Source organism: Pyruvatibacter sp. (assembly GCF_040219635.1).
Classification (GTDB): domain Bacteria; phylum Pseudomonadota; class Alphaproteobacteria; order CGMCC-115125; family CGMCC-115125; genus Pyruvatibacter.
Map to the genome: position 1 here is coordinate 55,488 of NZ_JAVJSC010000008.1, position 25,515 is coordinate 81,002.

A 25,515-nucleotide genomic window follows, 5' to 3' on the forward strand; every position below is an offset into this window, starting at 1 on the left:
CATGACAGATGCTGCTGTTTCGCAAAATGCTCTGAGTACAGATGTTCCTGATATTCCGGAGCATTATGTCAGCACGCTTGAGGGTGGCGGCGCGGTTGTGCACTTTGTTGTGGATGGCGTGCATTGCGGTGGCTGCGTGCGCAAGGTGGAGCGTGCGGTGCATGAGGTGCGCGGTGTCAGTGATGCGCGCCTCAATCTCTCAACCAAGCGGCTGACGGTCAGCTTTGCGCCGGATGCCACCACCCCGCGCGCCATTGTGGCGGCTGTTGTAGGTGTGGGCTACGGCGCGCGGCCGTTTCACCCGCAGGCGCTACACTCCCAACAGGCGCGTGAGGAACGCGAACTGATTACCTGCATGGGGGTGGCGGGCTTTGCCGCCGCCAACGTCATGCTGCTGTCGGTTTCTGTATGGGCGGGCCATGAAGGCGGCATGGAGCCAGCCACGCGCGACATGTTCCACTGGATTTCCGGCCTCATTGCCATGCCGGCCATCGCGTTTTCAGGGCGGCCGTTCTTTCGCTCCGCCGTGCGGGCCTTGCGCGCCGGGACCATGAACATGGATGTGCCCATATCGCTGGCCGTTTTGCTGGCGGCCACCATGAGCCTGGCGGAAACCATTGCCGGTGCGAAGCACGTTTACTTTGATGCCTCGATCATGCTGCTGTTTTTCCTGCTGATCGGCCGTACACTGGATATAAAGATGCGCGGACGGGCGGCGCTGGCAGCGCAAAACCTGCTGGCGCTGCGGGCGGATGCGGCAACTGTCATCGGCGACGACGGCGTGGCGCGGGCGATGCCGGTTGAAGCGCTGCGCCCCGGCATGATCGTTGCGGTTGCCACCGGCCAACGCATCGCGGCTGATGGTGTGGTGGCGCAGGGCCGCTCTGACCTTGATACCAGTCTCATCACGGGCGAGACGGCACCGCGCGCGGTGGAGCCGGGCGGTCAGGTTTTTGCCGGCACGCTCAATATGTCCGGCCCGTTGCGGGTGCGTGTCACGGCGGGCGACGACGACACTTTGTTGAGCGAAATCGTGCGGCTGATGGAAGCTGCCGAGCAGGGCCGCGACAAATATGTGCGCATCGCTGACCGCGCGGCGCGGCTCTATGCGCCGATGGTTCATATTCTGGCAGCGGCCACGTTTCTGGGCTGGTGGCTGGCCGGCGGCATGGCGTGGGACGGATCGCTGAAAATCGCCATCGCGGTTTTGATCATCACCTGTCCGTGCGCCCTGGCGCTGGCGGTGCCGGTTGTGCATGTGGTGGCCAGCGGGCGCTTGCTGGCGCGCGGCATTTTGCTCAAATCATCGGACGCGCTGGAGCGCCTGGCCGAGATCAATACGCTGGTGTTTGACAAGACCGGCACCCTGACCGATGGCGCACTTGAACTGGTGCGCGAAGGTGTGGACGGGCGCACGCTTGAGGCTGCCGCCATGCTGGCGCGGGCGAGCACACATCCGCTCAGCCGGTCGCTGGCCCATGCAGCGGGTGCGGGTGTGTCTGCTGACGCTGTGAGCGAGCATCCCGGCCAGGGATTGATAGGTGACATCGACGGTGTGCCTGCGCGGCTTGGCAGTGCGGCCTTTGTGGGCGCTGATGGCGATGCGCACAGTGCCGGGCCTGAAATCTGGTTCCGTCTTGGCGATGATGCGCCGCAGCGGTTTGGTTTCTCGGACAGCTTGCGGGACGACGCTGCCGAAGTCGTATCATGGGCCAAAGCACGCGGCATGAAGGTTGTATTGCTATCGGGGGATCGCGCGCAAACAGTTGCCAGCGCGGCACGCGCGGCGGGCATTGACGACTATGCCGCTGAATTGATGCCGCAGGACAAGATTGCGCGGCTTGAAGCATTGGCCGCGTCCGGTGCGCGGGTGTTGATGGTGGGCGACGGGCTGAATGATGCGCCCGCACTTGCTGCCGCCCACGTGTCGATGTCGCCAGCCTCCGGCGCGGATGTCTCTCAGGCGGCGGCGGATCTGGTGTTTCAGGGGCAGTATCTGGCACCGGTCACCGTGGCGCTTGACGTTGCGCGCATCAGCCAGAAACTGGTGTTGCAAAACTTCGGCCTGTCGCTGGCCTACAATTTTGTGGCCGTGCCCATCGCGGTGGCAGGCTTTGTGACGCCGCTGATTGCCGCCGTCGCCATGTCATCATCATCCATACTCGTGACGCTGAATGCGCTGCGGTTGCGGCTACAAAAGATTGGGCTGCGCGGTGTCGGTACGGGAGGCGAGAGCTAGAAAATGGACGTACTTGCCCTGCTTATTCCCGCAGCGTTGTTTTTAGGCCTGCTGGGGCTTGCCGGTTTTTTGTGGGCGCTCAAGAGCGGTCAGTTCGATGATCTCGACGGGGCGGCAGAACGCATCCTGTTTGATGACGACGACGATCAGCCGCCCGCACCGCGAGATGAAAAATAGACGCTCTTACTCTGTTGGCGCTGCAATCACATCCTTGTAGGCGTGCCAGGTGGCGTGGCCCACAAGCGGGAATGTGATGATAAGCCCGACAAACAGCGTGGCGATGCCGAAGGCCGTCAGGATCAGCACCAGCCAGGCCCACAGCAGCATCGGCCCCAGGTTGAGCTGAACAGCCTTGATGCTGGTCAGCACCGCAGTGACTGCATCAATGTCGCGTTCCACCAGCATGGGAACGGACACAACGGCTGCGGAAAACACCACAGCCGCAATGGCACCCCCCACCAGCGTGCCGGTGACAAGAAGCGCCAGACCACGCGGCTCAAGAATGAGCGCCGGGAAGAACTCGCTGAAAGGCGGGAAGGATTCCATGCCGAAAAAGATCGCAAACAACAATGTGGCAATGCGGATCCACGCCAGCAACATGAGCGACAACATCACGCCGATGAAGGCAAGCTGCACGGGTGCCGCGGTGGAGACGATGGCCACGTCGGATGTGCTGATCGGTTCGCCGGATTGCAGGCGGCGCGATATTTCATACAGGCCCACGGCGAGCAGCGGGCCGACCAGCATGAAGCCTGCGGCCAGCGCCAGAATGAGCGAGAACAGTTCAAGGTAGAGCAGGCCCGCTGTTACACCGGCTGAGACCGCGACGAAAACCAGACCGTAGCCAAGGCTGAGGCCGGGGCGGCTCCACAGGTCACGCCAGCCCGCAGCCAGCCAGCGCCAGGGGGCGTCCATGGCAATTGTATTGACCACCGGCGCGGCCTTGGGGCCGGGCATGGAGTGGTCGATGGTCTGATCCGGTGTGCTCATTGGACAGTCTCTCCCCTTCAGTGGCCGACACTAAACGTGCCAGCGTCGGCATTATGCGCGATTTGGCGGATTAGTGAATTGATACGGCGCAAATTGGCGTGTTAGCTGGCCTATGGCATCGGCGGGTCGCACGTTCCGGCCGAAGCGGCTATATTGCAGGAATATGGTACTTTTTCTCGGTTTTTTGACAGGTTTGCGGCGCGCCGGGCTGAGCGCGGGCGCGTGCTTTTTTGCCGGTTGTCTGCTGGCAGGTGCAGCACATGCCGCCAACCACGTGCCGGTGGGCGAGCGCGGCTACACTGTGCGGGTTGTGGATGGGGCAGGCGTGCTGCTGCCCGCGCCACTTGCCGGACAGCTTGAAGAGATGTCGCAGCTCGTGGCGCGGCGCAGCGAGCCGCCGCCGGGCATCGGCGGCGTGCGGCGGCGTGCGCAGGGTGATGTGCAGCGTCTGGGCAGGGTGCTTCAGGCGCACGGCTATTTCGAAGGCACGGTGGCCTATGAGCTTGATCTCAAACCCTCCGCGCCCGATCAGCCTGTAAACGTGACACTGGTTGTCGAGCCGGGGCCGCAATATTTGTTGGGCACCAGCACGGTGTCCTACATGGATACGCAGGCCGATACGGCAAGCCTGCCGCAGGGTTTGGGCGACGCGGGCGTTGAGCCGGGCAGGCCCGCAATCGCGGCCGACATTCTGGCGGCGGAAACAAAGCTCGCGGCTGACCTTCGCGCGCGCGGGTTCGCCTTTGCCAGGGTCGCAGATCGTCGGGCACTGGCAAATGTGGAAACGGATGTTCTGGATGTCACGACCTTCATCAGCCTTGGCGACCGCGCACAGTTTGGCGCGCTGACCGTCGAAGGTCTTGAGCGGGTTGAACCGCACTACATCGAGCGGCGGCGCACGTTCAAGCAGGGCGAGGAGTTTGACCCGCAAAAACTTGCCGACATGCGCGCAGGGCTTGCGCGCTCCGGCCTGTTCAACGCCGTGCGGTTTGAAACTGCCGAAACACTGTCACCTGATGGCACGTTGCCCGTGACGTTGATGGTCAGCGAGCGCGCGCCGCGCACGGTGGGGGCGGGCGCCAGTTTCTCCAGTACGGAAGGGTTTGGCGTCAATGCCCATTGGGAGCATCGCAACCTGCTGGGTGGCGGACAGCATTTGCGGCTTGAGGCCACGCTGGCACAAATCGAGCAGGAACTGGCCGTGCTCTACCGGGTGGCCGGGTTCAGGCGTGCCGACCAGACCCTTGAACTTGGGCTTGCCGCCGGCCGCGAAGAAACCGACGTCTATACCCGTACCGGCGCCGTGATAACCACAACCATCGAACGCCCCCTGGCCGACAGGTGGACGGGGCGGGCGGGTCTGTCGCTTGATGTGGCACAGGTAGATGAAGAGGGCGAATCCAGCACCCGGTCCACGCTGGTGGGCCTGCCGCTTCAGGCTCTGTATGACGGCGCGGACAGTGCGCTGGACCCCACGCGCGGTGTGCGGCTTCGGGTGAAGTCCACGCCCTATGCCGGTCATTTTGACAAGGCACTGGCATTTCATGTGGCGGATGTGGAACTGCGCAGCTATGTGCCGCTGGACGATGACGGGCGGCTTGTTTTTGCCACGCGCGGGCGGCTTGGCTCCATTCTGGGCGCGCGCACGGGCGAACTGCCTGCCGACAAGCGCTTTTATGCAGGCGGTGCCGGCTCCATCAGAGGGTTTGAGTTTCAGGAGGTGGCACCGCTGGGTGCGGACGGAACAGCCGAAGGCGGGCGTGGACTGGCAGAGCTGTCGGCTGAGTTACGCTGGCGCTTTGCGGATGATTTCGGCATCGTGCCGTTTGTGGATGCGGGGCATGTGTCAGATGCGCCGATCCCTGATTTTTCAGACGAGATTGCCTGGGCGGGCGGTCTGGGGTTTCGCTATTACACGTCGTTTGGCCCCATCGGCATTGATTTTGCCTATCCCATCGCCACGCCGTCGGATGAAGATCCCAGCCTTAAATTCTACGTAAAGCTGGGCCAGGCTTTTTGATGTTTTCGTTTCTGGATGATGTGGATTGGCCGCGCGTGCGGCAGCTTGGCCTGCGCGGCCTGCGCTATGGCGGCATCGGTGCGGCGGGGCTTGGCGCGCTGACGCTGATGCTGGCGCTGAGTGCGTTTGTCGCGCTGCAGTTTGGCGGCGTGCGCTCTGCACTGGGTGACTGGCTGATTGCGTCGCTCGGCGAAGGCGACGGACTGACCATCGAGATAGACCGCTATCGCGGCGTATGGCCGGTCAGCTTCGGGGCGGACACCATCACCATCCGCGATGGCGGTGAGCTGCTGGCGGAAATCAGCAATGCTGACCTGTCGTGGAAACCGTTCGCGCTGCTGAGTGGCAGGGTTCACGTCACGTCGCTGGAAGCCTCCGACATCACCGTGCATTCGTTCGGCGCGGGCGATGATGCGCCGTCAGAACCCTCCCCGCTCATTCCCCAGCTTCCGGTGTCGGTGCAGGTGGACAGCCTGTCACTGCCGCAGATCACGCTGATGCCCGGTGTTGCGGGCGGTGCACCTGTGACGCTGGCCGTTGAGGGACGTGGCGGGCTGAGCGGCAGCGGTGCCACGCTGGCCCTCACCGTAGCGCGCACCGACGGTGGCCGCTTTGATCTTGATACCTCGCTGACCTACGCACCCGACACACAGACGCTGGCGTTTGACGTGTCGCTGGAGGATGGCAGCGCGGCTGCGCCGGGGCTGATTGCAGCGCTTACAGGCAACACCGACCTTACCCGTGTCAGTCTGAAGGCAACAGGCGATGGGCCAGTAGATAACTGGCAGGGACGCGTGCGGGCCCAGGCAGGACGTTTGGGTGATGTCGACATGATAGCCACAGGCGACCGCCGCGACGGGCGGCCGATGCGGGTTGCGCTTGACCTGCGGCTCGGTCCGGCAGTGGCGGGTGCGCCTGCCGCCGTTACCGCCAATGCCACGCTGGTGCGCGACAATGATCGGTATGCGTTTGATGACCTGCGTGTTGACGCGGGTGACGCCCGCTTTGACGGGCAACTGACTGTTACAGACCCATTGGGTGCACCGGGTGTTGACGCATCGGGCATTCTGGCAGGGCTGGCCGCCCTGCTGGACGCAGACACACACGAGACTTTGGCGGCGGACGCCGTGAATGTGGTGTTGGACATATCCGCCGATGACACGCTGACGCAGTTCGAGATTGCACGCCTGAGCGTTTCCACGCCTGCCACGGATGCAGCGCCGGTTCAGCAGGTGACGTTTGCCGGGGCAGTGGACACTTATGCGCGAACCCTGCGCGGGCAGGCCGCCGTTGCGCTGGATGAGGTTGCACCGTTTGCGGCCCTTGCCGGCATTGAGATGGCTGGCGCGCTGCGCGGCGACCTTGCAATAGACCAGGCAACCTTCGAGGGCGCTGCTGAGGGTACACTGGACGTGGTTTACACACCCACCAGTCTGCCAGACCCGCGCCTGCTGGGGCTTGTGGGTGAGCAACTGAGTATTGCCGCCCGCGTGAGCGCCACAAATGACGGGCAAACACGCATTGAAACCCTGACCCTTACACCCGCCAGTGGTAGTTTTGGCGGTGCAGCGTCGGGCCTTGTTTCAGCATCTTCAGCCGACCTGAACATTGTTCTGAATACGGATGATCTTGCCCCGTTCAGCGACCTTGCCGGCGTGCCGTTGACCGGGGCAGGCACTTTCACTGCGGCACTCACGGGGCCATTCGAGGCACTTCAGACCAACATTGAGGCAACGGTCGAGGGGGCGCAGGTAAGCGGCACACTCCTATCGGGTACGGCAACCACAACGCTGGCGCTTGCGCCCGCGGTCTCAGGCCCTGTTGCGTTCACCGGCACCGTTGCCGGTGCCCCCGCCACAGCGGCGCTGCAACTGAACACCGACGCGGGTGTAATCCGCCTGTCGGATATTTCGGCATCCTTGCTGGGTGTGGATGTGCGCGGCAACGTCACTTTGCCCGCCCGCGACATGCCGTTGGACGCTCAGCTTGAGGGCACAGTCACCGACCTGGCGATACTGGGACGGGTACTTGGCACACCGCTTCAAGGCACCGGCACATTTACGGCGACCAGTGCGCAGGACGCCGATGGTCCACTGACCGCCGATGGCACAATGACCGCCGATCGCCCAATGACCATTGAGGCGGCCCTGCGCGAGGTGTTGGTTTCCGGGGTGTCCATCGCCGCGCTCAATCTGGACGGGACGCTCGCGCAAACCGGTGAAGTTGCGGCACGCCTGCGTGCGCGTGTCATGAGTGTTGCGCACATAGACATTGAGCAGTTGCGCCTTGATGTATCCGGGCCTGTATCGCGGCTTGACGTGTCGGCCGCGCTGTCGGGCATTTCCACCCTTGAAGATGCGCGCGGCACCGGCGAACTGGCTGTGGCTGCGGTTTACAGCGCCACTACGGTGCGTGTGTCATCGCTGAACGGGCGCATCGGCAATGTGCCGCTGGATCTGGCGGCACCTTTCAACGTTGCGTTGGATGGCGGCGTTGAGGTTGCCCCGCTGCAGCTTGCAGTGGGCGAAGGTGAAGTGAATGCCAGCTTCAGCCGGTCTGCCACAGCGCTCGCCGCCACCGCCGAAATGCGCGACGTGCCGCTTCGTTTGATTGCCCTGCTTGCGGGCGACAGCAGCGCTGTGCGGGGTACGCTTGACGGCTCAGCGGAACTGTCCGCATCCGGCAGTACGGGCAGCGGCCGCGCCACGTTCAGGCTGTCGCCGCGTGTGCCCGGTGACGATGCTGATATTCCTGATGTGACGCTGGATGCCACATGGGATGGGCGTATGGCAGCGGGCACGGTGACGTCTGATGCGCCGGGCACGGACGATCTGGTGGCCAGAGCACAGCTTCCACTGCGCGCCCGCAACGGCATTCCCGGTGTGCCGTCTGACGCACGGCTTGAAGCGCTGATGAAAGGCTCGCTTGATGTCGGCGCATTCTGGCCGTTGGTTCCGGTGGACGGGCATCGCCTGCGCGGCGCGCTTGTGCTGGATGCGTCTGCGTCCGGTTTGCTTGATGATCTTGAGCTGTCAGGCACTGCCACCATGCGCGACGGGCTTTATGAAAACTACGATACCGGGCTGCTGTTATCGCCGCTGAATGTATCACTTGATGCGACGTCGCGCGGCGGTCGCGTGGAGGTGAGCGGGCGCGACGGATCGTCAGGCACCATGAGTGGACGCGGTGTGCTTGATCTGCGCGACAGTGCGCAGCAGCGCCTTGATGTGTCGCTTGCGCTTTCGTCCTTTGCCATCGCGCGCCGCGATGAGGTGACAGCACGCGCATCAGGTGACGTGACTGTCACCTGGCCGCGCGGTGAAGATGGCGCGCCGACGCCTGTTGTTGTGGGCGGGCACATTACCGTGGAGCGGCTGGAGGCAGTTATTCCGGACCGGCTCGCATCTGACGTTGAAACAATAAATGTCACCAGAGTGGATGCCGAAGGCGTGCCTTTGACGGGTGAGGCGGAGGCGGCATCCAGGCCCGCATCCGCGGATGCGCCGTCGGCCATCGAGCTTGCACTCACCATTGACGTTCCCAATCAGGCATTTGTGCGCGGGCGCGGGCTTGAGTCTGAATGGGCCGGCAACCTGGCGGTGACGGGCTCAACGGATACGCCAAATGTGCGTGGTGCTTTTGAAGTGGTGCGCGGCACGTTTGATTTTCTGGGCCAGACATTTGATCTGACCGGCGGACGCATCGAGTTTACCGGCGGGCGCGAGATTGACCCGCTGCTCAACGTCAAGGCTGTGTATGAAGATGACGGGTTTCAGGCCGTGGTTGCGGTGACGGGGCCTGCGTCTGACCCTGATATTGCCATTTCGTCCGTGCCCGCCCTGCCCGAAGAAGAAGTGCTGTCGCGCATCCTGTTTGGCACCGGCACCGGGCAGTTGTCGGCTTTTCAGGCCGTGCAACTGGCGCAGACGGCGGCAACTCTGACCGGCCTGTCAGGCGGCGGCGGTGGCGTGCTGGATGCCATGCGCCGCACGCTGGGCGTGGATGTATTGTCGGTCGGCGAGGGTGGCCTTGAGGTCGGCTCATATGTAAGCGACGGCGTGTATCTGGGGGTTGCGCAGGGGCTTGAAGCCAATTCCGGGCAGGTCACCGTTGAAGTGGAACTCACCGATGATATTTCCGTTGAAAGCGATGTGGGCGCTGCCGGGGATACCAGCGTGGGCGTCACCTGGGAGCGTGACTACTAGGCGTATGCGCGCTTTTTGCCTGCATGGCACGTGTTAGCGCCGGGTTAACGGCTCGTCTGCATACTTGAAAATCGGCCCGGCTTGAATGACCGGGCGTTCAATCACGCAGGTGCCCCGATGACTGATGCTGCGCTCGATGACGACATGCTTGCAGCAATTGCTGCCGCTGAAGCCGCCGTGGCAATGATGGCGGATGGCTATCCCGAATTGCTTTTGCAGGACATGGCAGCACTGAACACCGCCCTGGATATGCTTGGCTCAGCGCCGGTCGGCTCGGATGCTCATGCGGCGGCCTGCGTTGATGCGTTCGGTATTCTGCATGACATCAAGGGTCAGGCGGCCTCGTTTGGCTACACGGCGGCCACAGCATTGTGTGACCCGCTGTGCGATGCCTTGCGCGGTGTGCGGACGGTTGACGTACCGACGGTAGCGGTGTTGCGCGCCGCCGGAGCCCTGATGCAGCGGATGGCTGAAGAAGGCCCGTCACCGGTTTTTGACCGTGATGTGGCGTTGCTTGTCGGGCGGGCTAACCTGCCGGGCTAGTCACTGCTTTATTCGGCAGCCTGTGTTGTGCTGCTCTGAGGTGACATGGCAGGCGGCTTTGAGGTCGCTGCCGTTGTGATGGCAGGTGAGCCTATCTCGCCGCGCGCGCGGGCACCCAGAAAGTTGGCCAGCTTGCGGATGGCGGTGGCAGATTCAGGTATTTGCGCGAAAGCCTGAAACACATGCGGCATTCCGGCAAAGGTTTCCAGGTGTGTGTTGACGCCTGCCTGCTTTGCCTTGTCGTGAAGGCGAAGGCTGTCGTCGAGCAATATCTCGTTTTCACCCACCTGAATGGTCATCGGCGGCAGGCCCGCAAGGTCAGCATAAAGCGGCGAGGCAATGGGGTGTGTCGGGCTGGTGCCCTGCAGGTAGTGCCGCGCGCCCAGATTGGCAGACTCCAGCCGCAGCATCGGATCCTTGCGGGCATTGGTCAGCATCGTCCAGCCGGTAAGGGCCAGGTCTGTCCACGGCGACAGCAGGGCCGCACCGGCAGGCATCGGCAGATTTTTGTCACGCAGGGTCAAGAGCAAAGCCAGCGTCAGCCCGCCACCGGCACTGTCGCCTGCCACCACAATGTCTTTGCCTGCGTAGCCTTCATCCAGCAGGTAGCGATAGGCAGCTTCGGCATCTTCGACGGCGGCGGGAAACGGATGCTCAGGAGCCAGCCGATAGTCCGGCACCAGTGCGCGCAGACCTGCGTCCCGGCAGATGCGCGCCACCATGTAGCGGTGGGTGAGCGGACTGCACACGATGTAGCCGCCACCGTGCAGATAGAGCAACACCTTGCGGGCATTTTCATCCGTGGACGGAGCATGTTCGCCGGTTGTTTCCACCCATTCACCGGGCACGCCGTTGGTTGTGGCGGGCGTCACCTTTATCCAGTCGCGTTCCTTGTTGAAGCGCGCCGCCAGCCGGTTGACGCGGGCACGGGCATCAGCGGGCCTGGCGTGCGGGTCAATCCTGCGTTTGACGGTGACACGCAGGAAAAGGCTGGTGAGGATGCTTTGCCAACTGGCCATGGGGTGTCCTGAGATATGCTCGCGGTGGTAGTGGGTGTGGCTGATGAAAAGTCATCACGCATTTCATTATGCATTTCATCACGCAATGTCACGGAAGTGTCGCGTCACGCGACCGGCAAGTCCAGAAAAATGCTGCGCTGCCAGATATATCAGGAAATACCGCATACATTCCGGTACATATGTGCGGTGCACACGGGTGCAGGTGCAAGCAGGGCGCGCACCCTGAATTGGATGCGCGCCCCTTGTGGTGTCAGCCGATGCTAGGCAGCCTGAGCTTTGCCCTCAATCGCGGGACGGCTGGCTTTGCCGCCGGCCTCGATCTTGATGGTGCGGGGCTTGAGGCTTTCAGGGATTTCGCGGCGGGTATCCACGTGCAAAAGCCCGTTTTCAAGGCGCGCGCCGGTTACCTGCACGTGGTCGGCGAGCTGGAAACGGCGCTCAAAACCGCGCGCGGCGATGCCGCGATGCAGGTATTTGCGGCTTGCGTCCTCGTCGGCTTCGACCTTTTTGCCTGAGATTGTAAGGGTCTGATCCTTCACTTCGATCTCAAGCTCGTTTTCAGCGAAACCTGCCACCGCCATGGTCACGCGGTAATCGTTCTCGCTCACCTGCTCCACATTGTAGGGCGGGTAGGCGGGCGACTGGGCGTCCAGGCGGTTGGCGGTGTCCAGCAGGCCTGCAAGCCGGTCAAAGCCAATGGCACTGCGGTAAAGCGGGGAAAAATCGTAACTACGCATGAGACAAAACCTCTTTGAGTTGAGCGTATTGCTGTGCAGGCTGCCTGACGCCACGCGCTTTTTGGCCGCCCCGATTGGGCGCGACCAGCACTGGCGGGCAGCCATGTGGACCCGCACCATGCGGCGTCCACCTGCTATATCTGGGAACGGCTTTTTGGAGCGTCAAGAGGTCTGGAGTGGCGGGTTTGCAGGTTTTTTTGCCTGTAGGCGCCACAAAAAAGCCAGCGCAACGCTCAGCACTCCCGCCAGCGCCGCGTGCTCCCAAAGGCTGCCCCACGGCATGATGATGGCCGCGCCCGCCAGCCCCAACGCCGCGCGGTGGACGAGTGACAGCGGCGCATTCAGGTAGCCGTGCAGGCTGGCCGCCAGCGCCACGAAGGCCGGGGCGGCCATCACGGTTGTCACCAGCGGCTCAAGCCCGGTGCCGGTGATGAGTGGGTGATAGACAAACAACAGCGGCACCAGATAAAGCCCTTTGGCTATTTTCCAGGCAGCGAAGCCGGTTTCCATGGGGCGGGAGCCTGCAATGGAAGCGGCGGCAAAGGCGCATAGCGCCACCGGCGGCGTCACGTTGGAATCCTGACTGAGCCAGAAAATCACCAGATGCGCGGCCAGCAGCATCGAGGTGAGCAAAGCGGGGGCTATCAGCCCTTCGGCCAGCCCGGCACGCACATCAAGCGGCAGAGCCGCGAGGAGTGTCCGGGCGTCAGCCTCGCTCATGGTGCTGCCGATGCTGGCGGCAAGCTCAGGTGCTGTCAGCATCGCGTAGGCGGCAAGGGCGGGCGTGGTGGCCCCGGCCATCAGGGCACGCACCAGTTCTGCGTCCACCATCAGGCCATAAATCGCGGGCGCTGACAGGGTGGCCAGCACGATGTAGCTGGCGGTCACCGGCAGGCCCATACCCAGCACGAGGGAGGCGAGCGCCACAAAAACCAGTGTCAGCAACAGGCTGCCGCCTGCCCAGCCTGACAGCATGAGCGAGAACGTGTTGCCGACGCCGGTCATGCCGACAACGCTGACAATGAGCCCGACGCAGATCAGCAGCATGGCGGTGGGAGCCATCGCACGGGCACCGTCGGCGGCGGCGTGGGCGATGTCGGTGAGTTTCATGGGGGATTTTGACAGCCACGAGGCGGCCACAGTGACGGCGATGGCCGCAGCACCCGCATACACCGGCGTGAAGCCTGCGATCAGCAACCCGGCCAAAGCCGCAATGGGCAACAGGAAATGCCAGCCGTCGCGGATGACCGGCCACAAGGGTTCGATATTGGTATCGGATGAGAGGCCAAGACGGGCCGCTTCAAGGCGGACGAAAATGCCGACGGTGAAAAAATACAGCAGAGCCGGCAGTACCGACACGGCAATGATTTCCAGATACGAAATCTGTGTGAAGGATGCCATGACGAAAGCGCCGGCACCCATGACCGGCGGCATAAGCTGACCGCCGGTGGAGGCCGCAGCTTCCACGCCGCCCGCAAACTTCGGCGGGAAGCCAGCGCGTTTCATCAGCGGGATGGTGATGACGCCGGTCGAGACCGTGTTGGCGACAGCTGAGCCGGTGATCGACCCCATCAGGCCGGACCCCAGAATGGCCACGATGCCCGGCCCGCCGACCATGCGCCCTGCGGCGGCGCGCGCCAGCGCCAGAATAAAATCCCCTGCGCCGGAGCGTACCAGAAACGCGCCGAGCAAAATGAACATGAACACAAACGTCCACGAAATGCGCGCGATCGGGCCGAACATGCCATCGGTGCCAAAATAGCTGCGAAAGAAAAGCGTTTCCGCCGAGAGGCCCGCAAAGGCGAATGCACCGGGCACCAGCGGGCCCCAAAGCACCACATAGGAAAGCGCGAGGGCGGCCAGTATCGGCACTACCCAGCCTGTGGTGCGCCGGGCCAGCTCCAGCACAATGACAACGGCTATGATGGACGCGACCCAGTCAGACGCAATGAAGCTGACGCCGCGGTCATACAGAGCGTCCTCGGCAAGGTAGAGATAGACGGCTGCGCCCATGGCTGCGGCGGCGATGGTGCTGTCGATGGTGATGCGCAGCCAGCGCACGCGGCTTGCGGGAAACAGCAGCACACACAAAACAGCGAACAGACCGAAGTGAAAGCCCGCAGCCTGGAGTTCGGGAAGCGTTGCGAACGCATTGGCCCACAGATGGGCGAGCGAAACAAAAATCGCGAATCCAAACCCCGCGCGGCCAAGCGCCATAGGTTGCGGCATACCGCCTGAGGAAGGGCTGCCCGAAGACAGGTCGGAGCGTGTGCTCGACGGGGGTGTCACGACCTGCCTGCCCGATTATTCGCTGCGGGCAATAAGACGGTCCGGGATGGCCAGCCCTGCTTCTGAAAAAAAGCGCATCGCACCGGGGTGCAGCGGCAGGGGCAGCCCGTCGATGGCGTTTTCAAGGGCCATGTCCCTGGTGGCAGCGTGAATGCCCGCCAGAAACGGCAGGTTCTCATATAGCGCCTTGGTGAGGGCATAAACGTCTTCTTCGGGTACATCAGCGTTGACGGCCAGAAAGTTTGGCTGGGCGATGGTGGCTACAGGGGCGATCTGGCCGGGATAGGTGTCGGCGGGAATGTCGAACCGGCTCCACAGGGCGCTGTCATCTGACAGGGCGGTGTTGATGGCGGCAATCTGCTCATCAGTGAAACCAAGCACCACAAGGTCGCCGTTGGCGGCGGCAAAGGCGCGGGTAACGGCGCTGACGGGCACGCCTGCTGGCGTGTTCATGCCCGCAGCCTTGTTGTCCTGCATGGCGTCGGCGCTGGGGCCATAACCCAGATTGATGGTGTCAAAGTCAGTGCCGGGCTCAATACCCAGTGCTGCGAGAATATGCAGCGCCGAGCCTTCCGAGCCGGAGTTGCGCTTGCCCATGGAAAACGGTTTGCCGAGATTTTTGAGGTCGGAAATCGTGCCCGTCTTTGCATCCTCGGCGCGCAGCACAAAGTGCTCCACGTTGCGCCAGAGCATGGAGATGGAGCGCAGGTTTTGCTGCGGACCGTCATTGGCTATCTGGCCTGTGCCGGTGGCCGCCCAAGCGCCGTACAGGCCTTGAAGAATGGCAAACTGCGCTTCACCGTCGCGCATCAGCTTCACGTTTTCGCCGGAGCCTGCAGAACTGATGGCCGACAGGGAAAAGCCATACTCCGGTTCAAGTCTGATCTTGCTCAGCGTGGCGATGGCGACGCCGACGGGATAGTAGGTGCCGCCGGTGGTGGCGGTTGCCAGAATGTATTGCCGGTTATCAGCGCGTGCCGTGATGCTTGTGGACGCAACGAAAGCTGCGGCAATAAGGGCGAAAACTGAAAATCGACGCATGGGTTTTGTCCGTGTACTGGCAAGGGCAATGGTGTTTCAGGCGCCAGCGTAACATGCGCGAGGACGCGGTGGAGAGGCGCATTGCCGGGTCGCCGCCAAATCGCCTTTATTGGCGGCGATCGTGCCGACAATTAACCATCTAACCCATTCATCTGTATGATATTTTGGTCATGTTCGTGACCAACGGGTTAACGTTTTATGCAGGGTGGGTTCAGGCCAAATTGCAGAAACTCTTGTGCGTGGGGACATGCGCCTCGCATCCGGCGATGTACTGGCCGGGCGGCGCATCACACGGGACGCGTTTGGACCGGCGCTGTCAGGTGACACGCAGCAGGGCGTTCCTTAGAAAATGCAAGGAGTGCAGCGATGAAGAGATTTTTTGCTTATGCAGTGAGCGGCATATTGGGGGCGGCCGCACTTGGTGTTGTTGCCGCAACGCCAGCGCAGGCGGCACCGCTTGCGGCCGGGTATGTCGGCAGCGGCGATGTGAAGGCCGGTGTGACGCTGGCAGGCCACAAGAACCACCACGGCCACTACAAAAATCACGGCTACAACTATTATGGCGGCTGGCGGCAGTCCGGCTGGCATCAGCGCCATTACAACAAGCATCGCAACTATAATTACGGCCCCCGGTATCACCACCGCAGTTACGGCAATGTGCGGCCGTTCAGGAACTTTGTGCAGGCGCTGCGCCACAGCGGCTACCGCAACTTTCATCGTCCGCAGTTCCATGGCCACGGGCGCAATTGGACTCCTCACTATTTTGTGAGCGCCTACGACGGATATGGCCGGGGTGTGAACCTGCGGGTGTGTGCGTACACCGGAAATGTTTTGGGCTGGCGTTACCACTAGACAGCCAACACACACCAAACGGCTTGAATGCGGGCGTTTCCGATGATTTTGGAAGCGCCCGTTTTCTTTTTTGTCAGCGCATTGCTGGCGGTTTGTATCGGTTGGCTGAGTGTGCGCGTCGGCTGCGGTTCATCTGTGTGACGCGTGTCTTAACAGCCTGCCCAGAAAGGGTTCAGCGCGGCTTTGCAAATCTTTGTCTCACGCAACGGGGACACACCTTTCCCCGGCTTAAGACCAGCCACCGCAGTAGAGGTGGCTCCCTTCAGACCCGGTTCCAAACGCCGGATAATGTGAAAGACGGAGAGACCAAAATGAAAAAGCTTCTTATCCTCGCAGCAGTTGGTGGTGTTCTGGCCGCCACGGCCCCCGCACACGCCGGTGGGTTCTCATTCAAGATCAGCAACGGCCAGGGTGGCGGCATTGTGTTCAGCAATGGCCAGGTCCACCACTACAACGCCAACCAGCATTCAGGCTGGCACAAGACAGACTTCTATCATCAGGCCCGCAAAGGGCAGCAAAGCCAGCCGCGCCAGGGCTTCAACTATATTCCCAAGACCGTGAACCTGATCGAGCGGCGCACCGGCTCCACAGTGACGGACATCGTGTTCCGCAACGGCGTCTATCATGTGCAGGGCTTTGGTCCGCGCGGTCGCTTCAACCAGGCGAAGGCTGACCCCTATACAGGTCGCCTGTTTGATGTGGGCCCGGCGAACCCCCACGAAGTGCCCAACCGTCAGGTGATTGGCATCAACAAGATGCTGGCGGGCCTGCGCAACCAGGGTTTCAGCCGCTTCGACCGGGTGGACCTCAAGGGCAATGTGTACAAAGTGCGTGGCCTGAACAATCGCGGCAAGGCCAAGCTGATTACGGTCAACTCGCGCAACGGCCACATCAAGAATGTGCAAAATGCCCAGCGCTACAACCTGGCGTCCGCCCAGCCCCAGCGTAAGGCCTTCAACACCTTCCGTGGCGGTCTGCAGAACCAGAAATACTCGCACTTCTCCAATGCGCAGTATCACGCTGGTGACAACGACTGGACTGACCACTACCAGGTCAATGCGCGCCACAACAACCGTCCTGTGGATCTGCGGGTCTGCGCCTACACCGGCAGCGTGCTTGGTTACCGTTACCTCTAGACCAACACCACGCGACCAGAAGCGCCCGGACAGAAATGTCCGGGCGTTTTTCATGGGGTTAAGCCATGGGCCGCAGATAGGGGCCGCGCTGATGCTCCAAAGTGGGCCATGCCCAATCCAGCCAATCGTTGAGGCGGGCGCGGGTTTCGCGCGGGTCAATCAGTTCATGCACTGAAAATCCCTCAGCGCGCGGGAAGGGCGACTGTGCGGAGGCCAGCATTTCCTCCAGCTCGCGGCGTTTCGCCTCCGGATCCGCGGCGGCGGCAATCTCGCGGCCAAAGGCAACCGCGACGCCGCCTTCAACCGGCAGTGCGCCCGTTTCCGCACTGGGCCACGAAAACACATGCGCGTTGGGAGCAAAGTGAGCCGCACCCGCCACACCAAACACTTTTCGGACGATGACGCTGGCCCACGGCACGCGGCCATTCATAACGGCGGCGATGGCTTCCGCGCCTGCGCGGATGGTGCCCGTGGTTTCTGAATCAGGTCCGATCATGAAGCCCGGTTCATCCACCAGCGCGACCACGGGCAGGTTGAAGGTGTTGCAAAAATCAATGAAGCGGCGCGTCTTGCGGGCAGCATCTGCTGTCATGGCACCTGCGTAGTACGTGCAGTCATTGCCCAGAATACCGACGGGTCTGCCGCCAAGGCGGGCAAGGCCCGTAATAAGCGAGGGGCCGTAGCGGCGTGACATTTCAAACCACGAGTCCTCATCCACTACTGCCTTAATGATCTTGCGCATGGCGTAGGTCTTGCGGCGTTCACGTGGCACGATGGACAGCAGCTTGTCGTCGGCGCGGTCCACCGGGTCATCGGTTGTCAGCACCGGGGCTGCTTCCCAGACATTTTGCGGCAGGTACGACAGGAACTGCGCGATTTCATCCAGCGCTGCTTGTTCGGTCTCCGCCACACTGTCGATGACGCCTGATTTGGCGTGGATGTCTGGCCCGCCCAACTCCTCCTTGGTCATTTTGTGGCCTGTCGCGCGTTCCACCACGGCGGGGCCGGCGATCAGCACCTGCGCGTTCCTGGCCATCACAGTGAAATGCGATGAGACGAGCCGGGCTGCAGGCATACCCGCGACCGGGCCCAGGGCGGCGCTTGCCACGGGGATGGTGCCAAGGGTTTTTGCCAGCGAGACAAAGCGCGGCGTTGAAAACACCGGATCACCGACCGGGCGCGATCTGGCGCGTCCACCGCCGGAGCCTGCCACCGACCCACCACCACCTTCATGCAGGCGGATGAGCGGCACTTTGTATTGCAGGGCCACGTCTTCGGAATAGACGCTTTTGCGCAGGCCCGCCGGGTTGGGTGAGCCACCCTTGAGCGTAAAATCCTCGCCGCCAATAACGACACGGCGGCCACCGATTTTTGCAAAGCCCAGCACGAAGTTGGCAGGAGTGAAGCCCGTACGGTTGCCGTCATCGTCAAACTCAGGTGCGCCCGCGCCCTCGCCCAGTTCCTGGAAGCTGGCGGCATCGGCCAGATGCGCAATGCGCTCGCGGATGGTAAGGCGGCCTTTGGCGTGTTGTTTGGCAATCCCTTCATCGCCGCCCTGTGCCTTGGCCTCAGCGCGGCGGGCAGCGATTTCTCTTGCTTCTTGTTCCCAGCTCATCGGTATTTTCCTGTATGCAATCAGGTGGTCCACAATGCGCGACCACGGGCGAACCGTGCCTGCATGTCGCGTTGACGCGTTTGTCTCACAGCGTCGCGGGCAGCACCCGCTGGTGTGGCGTCTTCACGGATATTGTCGAGACGCAGCCGCCAGAACAGCCAATGCAGCAGCTTTGTGTTTTCGCGGTAGCGCGGGTCTGCGATGTTGATGTCGGCCCACTCGTCAACGGCATCACACACGGCATACGCCTCTGCCAGCGCATTCGTAATGTCGGTTTTCTGATGAACGGCGCTGTACAGCGACAGGCGCGCAAAGTGGAAATCAAACCACAGGCGCGTGAGTGCAAACTCAGCCTGAAGGCCGGCAATATGGCGCATGTCAGTTGCGCTGTTGCCTGCCTGAAAAAGTGCGTCCGCAGCGCTATCCAGCAAGATGGAGATGGCGGGCCGCAGCATCGCGCGTTGGGAAATATCGTTTGGTGTGGCGTGCCAGGGGTCGCCCATGTCGGTTGGGGGGGTATCCAGAAAATCAGCCGCACCGGCAGCAGCGCCGGGGCGCGCCTCGCGCGGCTCGAAGGTCAGGGCCATGGAAAACGCGTTGGCCAGCGCTTCATAGTGGCCGGTCAGGGCGTCGGCCGCAGCCTTGCCGACGAGGCCCGCACAAAATGATCGGGTCAGGGTTGCCGGGCTGGCATCAGGCCGCCACGCCAGATGCGCGAAGGCATAGGCGTTGATCTGCGGGGCACACCACGGCCGTCCACCCACCATGAGAGCCTGAAGCGTATGGACGCCCGCCGCGCGGTAACCTTTTGCATCCTGTGCCATCAGGTCGGCGAGGGGTGGCAATACGGATTTGAACAGGATGGCATCCAGATAATATTCGAATACCCGCGTCGGCGGCGCATTGGCCTCGTTGAACAACGCCATGTTGGCGGCAAGCTCGCCGGGGTAGCGATGGTTGACGGATGAGTTCTTGTCGAACGCGCCATCCGCATAGCTGCGCATCCGCGGGGCCCACAGCAGCGACACATTATGGCGTGGCCGCGCAGTGGTAGGTGCGGGCTCGGTATCGTGATAGGCGATGTGGGCAATTTGCGCGTCGGGGCTTATGGCGTTGAGTTCTTCCGCCAGCGCATTGGTGGCAATCAATGCCTGATCCGAGGCGCTTAGTCCCTCACATTCAGGGCTTTGCGACCAGCCGCCACCGGGAATATCGTCCGGCCACAGATGATATATGTCGGCACCGGGATTGGCCTGAAACCACGCATGAGCGTTTTTGCGAACTTCCGCCATGCCTTGCGCATTGAGCGGCTCAAGGTTGTGGTCCGGCGTGCGCACACCGTCTTTCATGCGGAAGGCATCCGGCATTTCATCAAACAGTGTGCGCGGCAGGAGGCGTGACAGGCCGTGCCCACCAAGCTCAAGGGTCATGCCGTAGTGTGTGCAGTGGGCGCGCACCTGCGTGCTCACGTCATGCCATTGACGCACCGGCACGGCACCCAGCGCCAGACCTTCTTCTGCGGTGTGAACAAAAATAGTGTTGAGGCGGTTGCGGGCCGCCCAGGTTATCCACTCCATGTATTCTGCCAAAAAGGCATGATGGCCAAGGATCAGGCAGCGACCTTCAAAGCCCGGTGACTCGGCGCTGGCGTGCGCGATGGAAAAACGTGAGCCTTTGGGCTGGCATGTGTCCTGCGGTTTGTGTCCCGGCCAACTGAACCCCATGGCCATCAAAAATGAATAGACGCAATACAAAAGCCCGCGCGCACTGTTGCCATTGAGGTGAACAACGCCGTCCTTGATGTTCCAGGTAAAACCATCTGACGATGATGTGCGATGTTGCAGAATGAACTGCACGGGTGCCTGGGTGCTATTTTGCGGCGCGAGTGTGGTGAGCGCGTCGTGAAGTTCGCGCGCTGCGGTGGCGGCTGGCGATATGTCCGGCGCGCGCGCAGCGTCAATGTGCCATCCCGCCGTCAGGTCCAAAGTCGCAAGATCAGAGTGGGCAGGGTTTGACATGGATGATGAGGTGCCGGGCATTGTTTTGAACTGTTGGTTTAGCGATGGGCCGCATCGGGTGATAGTGTAGGCCCACCGGTTGTAAATCCATACAAGCCTTGTTTTGCGTTGTTAGCCACCCAGGAAGGATAGTCCGCCCGTGTCGTCACCTGCGCCGCTTATTGATATTTCACAAAACCCGGTGCCGGATGGCGGGGAAGCGTTCTGGTTTGACGGTTTTGATGGCGGTCGGTTGAGAGGCGCCGTGTGGCCTGCGACTGCGGACACGCCTGAGGGAACGGTAGTGCTGCTGAGCGGGCGCACCGAGTTCATCGAGAAGTATTTTGAGACTGTAACCATGCTGCGGGAGCGTGGTTTCGCGGTTGCCACCCTCGACTGGCGCGGACAAGGCATGTCGGTGCGCGAGACGGACAATCCGTTGCGGGGCCATGCGGACCGCTTTTCTGATTTTGACCGTGACTTTGCACTGTTCCTCAAACAGGTTGCGGCGCGCAATTTGCCTGCACCGCTGATCGGGCTGGCGCACTCCATGGGCGGACACATCGCGCTGCGCTGGCTTTATCTGGCAGACACGCGCGCGGCGATTGCGCAGGGGCTGCCAAGGATCGGGCGCATGGTGCTGTCAGCGCCGATGGTTGATCTTGCCATCAGTGCGCGCGCGATGCTGGCCATGCGGCTGCTCAGTTTTATCGGTATCGCTGTGGGACTGGGTAAACGCTATCTGCCCGGCGGCAGTGACGACAAGGCCACCGGCAGTGATCCGTTCGAGGGCAATCTGGTGACGTCGGACCCGCAACGGTTTGCACGCCAGAATGCCATTGTAGCGGCCAAGCCTGACTTGCGGCTGGCGACGCCGACGCTGGGGTGGGGCGGCGCAGCGATTGAAAGCATGGATTTTTTGCAGTCAGACCAGTGTACTGACGCAATCACAACCCCGGTATTGTTCGCAGGCGCCAGCCGCGACGGGCTGATACGGCCCCGTGACGTAGAGGCGTATGCAAAGCGTCTGGCCAACGGGCGCTATATTTTGTGTGAAGGCGCGAAGCACGAGATTTTGATGGAGCGTGACGACATTCAAAAACCGTTCTGGGAGGCATTTGATGCGTTCGTCGGCGTGGACAGGTAGCGTGCTCCGTCAGCCTGCCACTAGCCTGCCACTAGCCTGCAAGTGACAGGTGCGCGACAGCAGCTTGATGAACGCGCCTGTCGCCCGCAGCCAGTGTCATGCCGCCGGAGCGATCAAAGTCCGCGCCTGACCGCAGGGGGCGTCCGGCCCAGTCGCTGACAATGCCGCCTGCGGCTTCAATAACCGGCACAAGCGGCAAAATATCGTAGGGCTGGTTGTAGGCCTCCACCACAAGGTCAATCTGGCCCAGCGCCACCATGGCGTAGTTGTAGCAGTCACCGCCATAGCGCAGCAGCTTGATGTCGGCGGCCAGTGCGGCAAAGACTTCCTTTTGAGGTGACATGCCGAACATGCGCGGGTCCGTTGCGGCCATCACGGCATCCTTGAGGCCTGCGCACGAGCGGACAGACATCGGCTGTTCGCCATCGCGGGTGATGAACTTTGCGCCTGAGGGGCCGCCAACAAAACGTTCGCCGGTATAGGGCTGGTCCATCACACCCACGACGGGCACGCCATCATGCATGGCTCCGATGAGCGTGCCCCAGGTTGGCAATCCCGACATGAACGCGCGGGTGCCGTCGATCGGGTCAATGATCCATGACACCTGCGACGCACCATCCTTCGCGCCTAACTCTTCGCCCAGAATACCGTGGGCTGGATAGGTCGCGCCAATCAGATCGCGGATCGCGCGTTCTCCCGCCCGATCGCCTTGCGTTACCGGATCAAACTGGCCGTGGGAGCGTTTGTCCTCCACCTCAAGGCGGGTGCGGAAATACGGCATGATGGCCGCGCCCGACGCATCCGCCAGCGTGTGGATGAAGGCCTCAAGCTCATGCAGGTTCTCATTCATGCGTCTTGGGTATCGTCCTCAGGTCGAGGCGACAAGCACTAATCGAAAAGCTGCCTTGGCTTACTGTGCCGCAGCAGCGGCGCTGCGGTTACGCTTGCGCTCATTGGGGTCCAGGTAGCGCTTGCGCAGACGTATGTTCTGCGGGGTTATTTCCACCAGCTCGTCGTCGCCGATGTAGGATATAGCCTGTTCCAGCGCCATCGGTTGCACGGTTGTGAGCTTCACGGCTTCATCGCGCGAGGTGGTGCGGATGTTGGTGAGCTGCTTGCCTTTGAGCGGGTTCACCTCCAGATCGTCGGGCCGCGAATTGGCGCCGATAATCATGCCGCGATAGACCTTGGTGCCCGGCGTAATGAACAGCGAGCCGCGGTCTTCGAGGTTCCACAGGGCATAGGCCACCGCTTCGCCATCACTGTTGGCGATGAGGACGCCATGGTGGCGTCCGCCAATCTCGCCCACGTAAGGCACCCAGCCATGGAAGATGCGGGACATGATGCCGGTGCCGCGCGTGTCGGTCATGAACTCGCCCTGATAGCCAATGAGCGAGCGGGCCGGGCAGATGAATGTGAGGCGCGTCTTGCCGGCGCCCGACGGCACCATGCCCATCAACTCGGCCTTGCGCTGGGTCAGCTTGTCGATGACAACGCCGCTGTATTCCTCGTCCACATCAATCTGAACTTCTTCGGCAGGCTCAATCTTTTTGCCGTTCTCGTCCTCGCGCATCAACACGCGTGGACGGGAGATGGATACCTCAAAGCCTTCGCGGCGCATGGTCTCGATCAGAATGCCAAGCTGCAACTCGCCCCGACCGGCCACCTCGTAGGCGTCGCCGCCGGGGACTTCGGTGATTTTGATGGCCACATTGCCTTCGGCTTCACGCAGCAACCGTTCGCGGATGACGCGGCTTTGCACCTTTGAGCCTTCGCGACCTGCCAGCGGGCTGTCGTTCACCATCATGGTTATGGCGAGGGTAGGCGGATCAACGGGCTTTGAATCAAGCGCTTCGGTAATGGAGACATCGCACAGGGTGTCTGACACGGTGGCGTTCTTGAGGCCGGCAATGGCAACAATGTCACCGGGTTCAGCGCTGTCCACCGCTTCACGCAGCGGGCCACGGAACGCCAGCACCTTGGTGACGCGGCCGCGTTCCCGCTCCTTGCCGTTGCGGGTCAAGACCTTGATCTGCATGTTGGGTTTGATAGTGCCCGCCTTGATGCGGCCTGACAGCAGGCGACCAAGGAACGGGTCGGATTCAATGCCGGTTGCTAGCAGTTCAAACGGCGCGTCGGTGTTGCCAAGGTCAACGGGGGCGGGCACATGCTCAATGATGGCATCCAGCAGCGCGTCCATGTTCTCGCCGCTGGTGGCCTCTGTGGCTGACGCCCAGCCTTCGCGGGCGGACGCATAAAGTACGGGAAAGTCCAGTTGCTCGTCGCTGGCTTCAAGGTTTGCGAACAGGTCAAACACTGCTTCATGCACGTAGTCGGCGCGCGCATCCTTGCGGTCCATCTTGTTGATGACCACGACCGGGCGCAGGCCCAGCGCAAGTGCCTTCATGGTCACAAACTTGGTTTGCGGCATGGCGCCTTCGGCGGCGTCCACCAGCAACAGCACGCCGTCCACCATGGAGAGAATGCGCTCGACTTCGCCGCCAAAGTCGGCGTGGCCGGGCGTATCCACCAGGTTGATGCGAACGCCTTTCCACTCGAAGCTGGCTACCTTGGCTGAAATGGTAATGCCGCGCTCGCGCTCCAGATCGCCCGAATCCATCGCGCGGTCTTCCACTTCCTGGCCTTCCCGGAACACGCCGGAGGCCTGAAACAGCTTGTCCACCATGGTGGTCTTGCCGTGGTCAACGTGGGCGATAATCGCAATATTGCGGCGTTCCTGAGCGGGCATAGGGGTGGTCTTTCGTGGGTTAAATCATATGTGCGCCCATGCAAGAAGGGCGCGGAATCGGGATGTCCCCATTTCCGCGCCCTTCTTATGAGGACGTTGCTGGCGCCGGTATAGGCTTTGGCGCGCGCTATGTCGAGAAAATGTTGCGGCGCAACACTTTAGCCGGTTTTTTCCGTATCAGCCTTCTTCGGCGGCATCGGCTTCCTCGCGGATGCCTTCAACCTGAATCATCAGGTCAATGTCCTTGCCGATGGCCGGAACCCCGTACTCCATGCCCCATTGCGTGCGATCCAGCGTGCCGGACGCTGAAAATCCGGCAACATATTTGCCAGAAAACGGGTGAGCCCCCGCCTGGTTGAACGTTACGTCGAGGGTCACCGGATGGGTCTGGCCCAGCAGGGTGAGGTCGCCGGTAACCGTGGCGGACATCTCGCCGGTCGGCTCAACGCTGGTGGAGACAAAGGTCATTTCAGGAAACTCTTCGGTTTTGAAGAAGTCGTCACCGCGCAGGTGCTCGTCGCGCGCATCCCAGCCGCTGTCGATGCTGGCTGTGTCGATGGTGACGGAGACACTGCTGGCGGCCAGATCTTCCGCGTTCAGCGTGAACGAGCCGGAGATTTTATCAAAACCGCCGATGGTGTCGGAGAAGCCAAGATGGCTGACCTTGAAGGCCGCGTGCACATGGCTTTCGTCAATGGTGAAGGTGCCACTTTCAGCAACCGCATCAGCGTCCTGCGCAAAGGCCGGGGATGCAAACGCTGCCCACAACAAGGCGATGGCAGCTAGAATGGCGGTCGCAGTCATGATGGCGGTGCGGGTGCGAGTGTCGTTCTGCGCTGCTTTGGCGCGCGCATGGTGGCGTGTCATGGATACGTCTCCCTGAATACACAACGGGTGTCTGTCACGGATCAGCCTAGCACGGCGGCGCGTGGTTGC

General features: G+C 62.0%; 18 protein-coding genes. 8 read left to right on the forward strand and 10 right to left on the reverse strand.

Annotated features, from left to right (window positions below; genetic code table 11):
- Position 1: 1 nt before the first annotated feature.
- Positions 2-2,239 (forward strand): heavy metal translocating P-type ATPase, encoded by a 2,238-nt coding sequence (locus RIB87_RS12095; RefSeq protein ID WP_350147032.1) that lies wholly within the window; start codon positions 2-4, stop codon positions 2,237-2,239.
- 3 nt (positions 2,240-2,242) lie between these two features.
- Positions 2,243-2,416, forward strand: coding sequence for a cbb3-type cytochrome oxidase assembly protein CcoS (ccoS, locus tag RIB87_RS12100; protein WP_350146975.1), 174 nt, complete (start codon positions 2,243-2,245; stop codon positions 2,414-2,416).
- A gap of 6 nt (positions 2,417-2,422) precedes the next feature.
- Here the strand turns inward: ccoS and RIB87_RS12105 are convergent, their stop codons facing one another.
- On the reverse strand, positions 2,423-3,229 hold the full coding sequence (locus RIB87_RS12105; protein ID WP_350146977.1) for a DUF2189 domain-containing protein: 807 nt from the start codon (positions 3,227-3,229) through the stop codon (positions 2,423-2,425).
- 163 nt (positions 3,230-3,392) lie between these two features.
- Here RIB87_RS12105 and RIB87_RS12110 point away from each other — a divergent pair, with 163 nt between their 5' ends.
- From RIB87_RS12110 to RIB87_RS12120, 3 genes are all read left to right on the forward strand, one after another.
- On the forward strand, positions 3,393-5,249 hold the full coding sequence (locus tag RIB87_RS12110) for an autotransporter assembly complex protein TamA (RefSeq protein ID WP_350146979.1): 1,857 nt from the start codon (positions 3,393-3,395) through the stop codon (positions 5,247-5,249).
- Entirely contained in the window at positions 5,249-9,454 is a 4,206-nt protein-coding gene (locus RIB87_RS12115) for a translocation/assembly module TamB domain-containing protein (protein ID WP_350146982.1), read from the forward strand. Before RIB87_RS12110 ends, RIB87_RS12115 begins: the two co-directional genes overlap by 1 nt.
- Before the next feature lie 117 nt (positions 9,455-9,571).
- Positions 9,572-9,997: an Hpt domain-containing protein gene (locus RIB87_RS12120; protein WP_350146985.1), complete on the forward strand. Its 426-nt coding sequence runs from the start codon at positions 9,572-9,574 to the stop codon at positions 9,995-9,997.
- A gap of 8 nt (positions 9,998-10,005) precedes the next feature.
- Here RIB87_RS12120 and RIB87_RS12125 read toward each other — a convergent pair whose 3' ends face one another.
- From RIB87_RS12125 to RIB87_RS12140, 4 genes are all read right to left on the reverse strand, one after another.
- Positions 10,006-11,016: an alpha/beta hydrolase gene (locus RIB87_RS12125; RefSeq protein ID WP_350146988.1), complete on the reverse strand. Its 1,011-nt coding sequence runs from the start codon at positions 11,014-11,016 to the stop codon at positions 10,006-10,008.
- 260 nt (positions 11,017-11,276) lie between these two features.
- Positions 11,277-11,753 (reverse strand): Hsp20 family protein, encoded by a 477-nt coding sequence (locus RIB87_RS12130; RefSeq protein WP_350146990.1) that lies wholly within the window; start codon positions 11,751-11,753, stop codon positions 11,277-11,279.
- Between the two features lie 162 nt (positions 11,754-11,915).
- Positions 11,916-14,042 carry a TRAP transporter permease gene (locus RIB87_RS12135; RefSeq protein WP_350146992.1) on the reverse strand — a complete coding sequence of 709 codons (2,127 nt, stop codon included), beginning with the start codon at positions 14,040-14,042 and terminating at the stop codon, positions 11,916-11,918.
- Between the two features lie 15 nt (positions 14,043-14,057).
- The gene (locus tag RIB87_RS12140; RefSeq protein ID WP_350146994.1) at positions 14,058-15,083 is read right to left on the reverse strand and encodes a TAXI family TRAP transporter solute-binding subunit; all 1,026 of its coding nucleotides are present in this window, start codon (positions 15,081-15,083) and stop codon (positions 14,058-14,060) included.
- 366 nt (positions 15,084-15,449) lie between these two features.
- On the opposite strand from RIB87_RS12140, the gene RIB87_RS12145 reads away from it, so the two are divergent.
- Positions 15,450-15,935 (forward strand): hypothetical protein, encoded by a 486-nt coding sequence (locus RIB87_RS12145; RefSeq protein WP_350146996.1) that lies wholly within the window; start codon positions 15,450-15,452, stop codon positions 15,933-15,935.
- Positions 15,936-16,246: 311 nt separating this feature from the next.
- The gene (locus RIB87_RS12150) at positions 16,247-17,071 is read left to right on the forward strand and encodes a hypothetical protein (protein WP_350146998.1); all 825 of its coding nucleotides are present in this window, start codon (positions 16,247-16,249) and stop codon (positions 17,069-17,071) included.
- 58 nt (positions 17,072-17,129) lie between these two features.
- On the opposite strand, the gene RIB87_RS12155 is transcribed toward RIB87_RS12150, so the two are convergent.
- Both RIB87_RS12155 and RIB87_RS12160 read right to left on the reverse strand, forming a co-directional pair.
- The gene (locus tag RIB87_RS12155) at positions 17,130-18,686 is read right to left on the reverse strand and encodes an acyl-CoA carboxylase subunit beta (RefSeq protein WP_350147000.1); all 1,557 of its coding nucleotides are present in this window, start codon (positions 18,684-18,686) and stop codon (positions 17,130-17,132) included.
- A gap of 20 nt (positions 18,687-18,706) precedes the next feature.
- The gene (locus RIB87_RS12160) at positions 18,707-20,704 is read right to left on the reverse strand and encodes a DUF4838 domain-containing protein (protein WP_350147002.1); all 1,998 of its coding nucleotides are present in this window, start codon (positions 20,702-20,704) and stop codon (positions 18,707-18,709) included.
- A gap of 139 nt (positions 20,705-20,843) precedes the next feature.
- Here RIB87_RS12160 and RIB87_RS12165 point away from each other — a divergent pair, with 139 nt between their 5' ends.
- Positions 20,844-21,830: an alpha/beta fold hydrolase gene (locus RIB87_RS12165; protein WP_350147004.1), complete on the forward strand. Its 987-nt coding sequence runs from the start codon at positions 20,844-20,846 to the stop codon at positions 21,828-21,830.
- A 31-nt stretch (positions 21,831-21,861) separates the two neighbouring features.
- Here the strand turns inward: RIB87_RS12165 and hisN are convergent, their stop codons facing one another.
- From hisN to RIB87_RS12180, 3 genes are all read right to left on the reverse strand, one after another.
- Entirely contained in the window at positions 21,862-22,680 is an 819-nt protein-coding gene (gene hisN / locus RIB87_RS12170; protein WP_350147006.1) for a histidinol-phosphatase, read from the reverse strand.
- A gap of 60 nt (positions 22,681-22,740) precedes the next feature.
- Positions 22,741-24,579: a translational GTPase TypA gene (gene typA, locus RIB87_RS12175; protein WP_350147009.1), complete on the reverse strand. Its 1,839-nt coding sequence runs from the start codon at positions 24,577-24,579 to the stop codon at positions 22,741-22,743.
- A 177-nt stretch (positions 24,580-24,756) separates the two neighbouring features.
- Positions 24,757-25,446 (reverse strand): YceI family protein, encoded by a 690-nt coding sequence (locus RIB87_RS12180; RefSeq protein ID WP_350147011.1) that lies wholly within the window; start codon positions 25,444-25,446, stop codon positions 24,757-24,759.
- Positions 25,447-25,515: the final 69 nt, after the last annotated feature.